The sequence below is a fragment of the Rhodoferax sp. UBA5149 genome (genome assembly GCF_002413825.1).
GTDB lineage: Bacteria > Pseudomonadota > Gammaproteobacteria > Burkholderiales > Burkholderiaceae_C > Rhodoferax.
Map to the genome: position 1 here is coordinate 5,561 of NZ_DHXT01000217.1, position 2,897 is coordinate 8,457.

Consider the following 2,897-nt stretch of genomic DNA (forward strand, 5'->3'; position numbering starts at 1 on the left):
CCGACACGGGCTCGAACACCTCATTGGCCACGCAGCAAAGAAAACGAATATGTGGGTTCGGATTGGAGCCAATCCGGTAAACGAGTGCTACCGGGCAGATGCGGGCGCGGCAGCAGAGTCCGGCGTAATTGCCGTAGAGTTTTGGCCTCTAGCTCCCGTGAAATATGCCCAAACAGCTATCTAAATAATAGCGAACGTGGGGCACGTTTTTATAGGCGCCGTCGAATTTTCCAAACGCGCCATCGAGAAGTTGGTGCCCTTTGTGCCTGGCGGATCAATCACCGAATGTATCGTTGATTCACTTGGAATGATGTTGTGGAGTCTCCAATCGGCACGAGGGCAAGCAACTCATCATTCCGTATAAGGAGTGCGCCATGGCTGGTTTGGCCGTTTAACGCCTGGCGCTGGATGAGCGCGTGTTCTCCGTTGGGGTATTCAATGCGTCCGAATGTCGTGCCGAAGGCATACGTAGACGTCACGCCGCTGCCTGTGAAGGTGAAAGGTGCCACGGCCAAGACGGAGGTTGCCGGATCAACGTCGGATACGATAGTTTCGCCTGTCGGCATTTTGACGGAGGCGTTTGCCAATGTTGCTGTGTACTGCACGGCTTCGTCTGGTTGGCCGAAGCTACCGGTCGCGACCAAAGCACCTGTGCAGTCTGCGTTGTCGAAGTACTCCTCTTTGGTCGTGACAGAGAAGGTGGTGCCGCTCGTTGCCGTGGCGGTCCTCGTCAATTGCATATGGTTGTCGCAATCTTGCCGCCACACGCCCTCATACTTTGCGAGCTCAGCACTTGCGGGCGATACGGTGGAGGAAGACGACGCCGAGGACGACACGGCGGAGGACGGTGAGGCTGAGCCGCCCCCACCGCATGCGGCCAACATCGTCGAGCTGAGTAATACTGCTAGGTACTTCATGTGACTCTCCCCTTTTTGGTTACTGCGTTGGCGACGGCTACCGATGTCCTTTTTTGACTATCCATTCAAATCGCTTGAAGGTGTCACTGGAGATTCGATACTGGATCATTGCGGCATTCGTACTCGCTGTCGGTGCGCTATCGCACGTTCAGGCCCTCAAAGGTCAAATTCCCTCATCTATGCCATCCGCTGATAATCTGCGCATGGAAACCAAATGGTTAGAAGACTTCGTGTCGCTGGCAGAAACCCGCAGTTTCAGTCGCTCGGCCCAGCTGCGCCATGTCACGCAACCCGCGTTCTCGCGCCGTATCCAGTCGCTGGAGGGCTGGGCCGGCACCGATCTGGTGGACCGCAGCAGCTACCCGACGCGGCTCACGCCGGCGGGAGAAACGCTGTATGCCCAGTCGCTGGAGGTGTTGCAGGCGCTGCAAAGCACCCGCGCCATGATGCGCGGGCACACGGCGGCCGGGCAGGATGTGATCGAGTTCGCGGTGCCGCACACGTTGGCCTTTACTTTCTTCCCGGCCTGGGTGTCGGCCTTGCGTGAGAAGTTCGGACCGATCAAAAGCCGTCTGATCGCGCTCAACGTGCACGATGCCGTCATGCGCCTGGTGGAGGGCAGTTGCGATCTGCTGATTGCCTATCACCACCCCTCGCAGCCCTACCAGCTGGACGCCGACCGTTACGAAATGGTGAGCTTGGCCGAAGAGGTCATGGCGCCCTATGTCAAACCGGACGCCGACGGTGCACCGATGTTCCGCTTGCCTGGGCGCACGGGGCAGCCGCTGCCGTATCTGGCCTACGCACCGGGCGCTTATCTGGGGCAAATGGTGGAGCTGATCCTCAAGCAGTACGGCGCGGCGATTCACTTCGACCGTGTCTATGAAACCGACATGGCGGAAGGCCTGAAGGCGATGGCGCTGGAAGGGCATGGCATCGCCTTCTTGCCTTACAGCGCCGTCAAGAAGGATTTACGTGCCAAGAAGCTGGTGAGCGCCGCACCGATCGACATGAAGGGGCTTCAGATCACCATGGATGTGCGGGCCTACCGGGAACGGCCCTCGGGCAAGGAAGCGGGCAAATCCGGTATTCACACGAACCGCAGCGCCGGACCCGGCCCGAAGCGCAACGCGCAAGCGCTGTGGGATTATTTGGTGACCCAGGCGGCCGCCAGCTAGGCCTTGGGCGCGGCAAGTCGGCATTTGGGACAATGCAAGTCATGACACAAACTATTCACCTGACCCGACCCGACGACTGGCACTTGCACGTGCGTGATGGCGACGCCCTGCGCACAGTGGTGCCGCACACCGCGGCCCAGTTTGGTCGCGCCATCATCATGCCCAACCTGCGGCCACCGGTCACGACGGCGGCGGCAGCGCTGGCCTACAAGGCGCGCATCCAGGCGGCGGTGCCACACGGCGTTCAATTCGAGCCGCTGATGACGCTCTACCTCACCGACAACCTGCCGCCCGATGAAATCAAACACGCGTGGGACGCCGGCGTGGTGGCGGCCAAGCTCTACCCGGCGGGCGCCACCACCAACAGCGACGCCGGTGTCACCGACCTGCGCAACACCTACCGCACGCTGGAAGCCATGCAGCGCGCCGGCATGCCGCTGCTGGTGCATGGTGAAGTGACAGCGCCTGAGATCGATATTTTCGATCGCGAGGCGGTGTTCATCGACACCCAGCTCATCCCCCTGCGGCGTGATTTTCCCGAGCTCAAAATTGTGTTCGAGCACATCACTACGCTGGAGGCCGCGCAGTACGTGCAGGAAGCGGACCGCTTCACCGCCGCCACCCTTACGGCCCATCATTTGCTCTACAACCGCAACGCCATCTTCACCGGCGGCATTCGCCCGCATTACTACTGCCTGCCGGTGTTGAAACGCGAGACGCATCGGCTGGCGCTGGTGCAAGCGGCTATTTCTGGCAGCCCCAAGTTCTTTCTGGGCACCGACAGTGCGCCGCACCCGGCCCA

Annotated in this window: 4 protein-coding genes; 3 read left to right on the forward strand and 1 reads right to left on the reverse strand. The window is 60.5% G+C overall.

Translation table 11 applies throughout. The features are described 5' to 3' along the window. Positions 1–184: hypothetical protein (locus B3V69_RS19455; protein ID WP_296449073.1), on the forward strand; the 184-nt coding region annotated here is incomplete at its 5' end. A 94-nt stretch (positions 185–278) separates the two neighbouring features. On the opposite strand, the gene B3V69_RS19460 is transcribed toward B3V69_RS19455, so the two are convergent. After that, positions 279–917 (reverse strand): hypothetical protein, encoded by a 639-nt coding sequence (locus tag B3V69_RS19460; RefSeq protein WP_296449075.1) that lies wholly within the window; start codon positions 915–917, stop codon positions 279–281. Positions 918–1,120: 203 nt separating this feature from the next. On the opposite strand from B3V69_RS19460, the gene B3V69_RS19465 reads away from it, so the two are divergent. Together B3V69_RS19465 and pyrC are read left to right on the forward strand one after the other, a co-directional pair. After that, a complete protein-coding gene (locus B3V69_RS19465) occupies positions 1,121–2,095 on the forward strand; it encodes a LysR substrate-binding domain-containing protein (RefSeq protein ID WP_296449079.1) in 975 nt (324 codons plus the stop codon). A gap of 41 nt (positions 2,096–2,136) precedes the next feature. Then, positions 2,137–2,897: dihydroorotase (gene pyrC / locus B3V69_RS19470; RefSeq protein WP_414707586.1), on the forward strand; the 761-nt coding region annotated here is incomplete at its 3' end.